Annotated in this window: 2 protein-coding genes and 1 pseudogene; 2 read left to right on the top strand and 1 reads right to left on the bottom strand. The window is 39.1% G+C overall.

Features of this window, described 5'->3' with window-relative positions; translation table 11 throughout:
• Both SD31_RS14080 and SD31_RS14075 read left to right on the top strand, forming a co-directional pair.
• A pseudogene (locus SD31_RS14080) lies at positions 1 to 256 on the top strand (ribonuclease H-like YkuK family protein); the annotation flags it as partial.
• A gap of 39 nt (positions 257 to 295) precedes the next feature.
• On the top strand, positions 296 to 853 hold the full coding sequence (locus SD31_RS14075; protein ID WP_039054582.1) for an AAA family ATPase: 558 nt from the start codon (positions 296 to 298) through the stop codon (positions 851 to 853).
• 78 nt (positions 854 to 931) lie between these two features.
• Here the strand turns inward: SD31_RS14075 and SD31_RS14070 are convergent.
• The coding region (locus SD31_RS14070) for a S24 family peptidase (RefSeq protein WP_039054581.1) at positions 932 to 1,354 on the bottom strand (423 nt) is incomplete at its 5' end.

Below are 1,354 nucleotides of genomic sequence, written 5' to 3'. Positions count from 1 at the left end.
TCAAGCTCAGTATCAAAGAGCGTATGCTGATGGAAGTACAACGCTCCATCGAAATCGCCTATCAACTTTGTCCCATCCTTGAAAAATACCAAGTAGATCTCGAAGTGCACGCGGACATCAATACCAATCCTCATTTCGAATCCAACCTAGCTCTACAAAGAAGCTAGTGGGCTACATTCTAGGAATGGGGTTCAACTTTAAAGCAAAACCTGAATCTTTTGCAAGTACCAACTGTGCCAACCGCATCGTGCAATGATATCCACAGCTAAAATATTTTGTTTAATATTGTGATGAAATGAAAGAATCATCGCAAGCATTAATCAAAATCGCCGTCGTAGGCCCTGAATCTACGGGCAAGTCTACCATGGCTAAATATCTAGCCGAAAAATTACATACTTTGTATGTCCCTGAGTACGCCCGATACTATTGTCAGCACCTAAACAAAAATTATACACTGGAAGACGAAGTGAACATGTTTTACGGTCAGATGGCATTGGAGGATACTATAGTTCAAAACATAAAATCTCCCGTCCTGATTTGCGATACTACCATTCTCACTATTAAAATATGGTGCGACAGACTTTTCGGCTTTACGCCCGACTTCGTACGGGAAGAAATAAAAAAAAGAAAGTACGACCTTTATCTGCTCATGGATATAGACCTTCCTTGGGAAGACGATCCTCTACGCGACTTTCCGCATGAACGAGAACATTTTCTAAAAGTATGGAAACAGGAAATTCATAACTTAAACGGTAATTACATATTAATATCCGGTCAAGGTGAAGAACGGCTAAAAGCAGGACTTGAGGCATGCAAAAAAATTATCGCCTCCACATCTGGTAATATATATTAAAGAAAGTCTAGATAATTCAAAAAAATCCCTAATGCGATGTGTCTGGTGCAGAACGAACTATAGAAATTGGTTCCAAAATTAAATTGTAACCATGGAAAGCACTCCCTTAACTTTATAAACCGCTTTTATAGAACTTTTTTCCAAAATAATATCATCATAAAGAGAAGAATTTCTGGCCACTAGCTTCCAATGGTTTTCATCCATTCCACGAACAATACGGATTACCTTAATATGTTCGGAAACTACAAGATATATCTCCCCAAAAATCACGGAAGGAACATCTACCTCTTTCAAAAACACCACACTAGCGTGTTCAATTTCCGGAGACATGGCCTCTCCTTCGTTGACAATAGCAAAATCACTACCGGCTAGGATAGGAATTTCAAGCTCATGGGCTACCGGCATTTCGTTCCAATTCGTATTAAAATCTTCCAAGCTTATGTTAAAAAGAGGAATTTTCTGAAAGTTGTTCGCTTCCTTCAGCATATTTCCCTCACCTGT

The organism is Sphingobacterium sp. T2 (assembly GCF_000814685.1).
GTDB lineage: Bacteria > Bacteroidota > Bacteroidia > Sphingobacteriales > Sphingobacteriaceae > Sphingobacterium > Sphingobacterium thermophilum.
The sequence above is the reverse complement of the archived record's forward strand: the minus strand, read 5'-3'. Positions and strand labels throughout refer to the sequence as shown.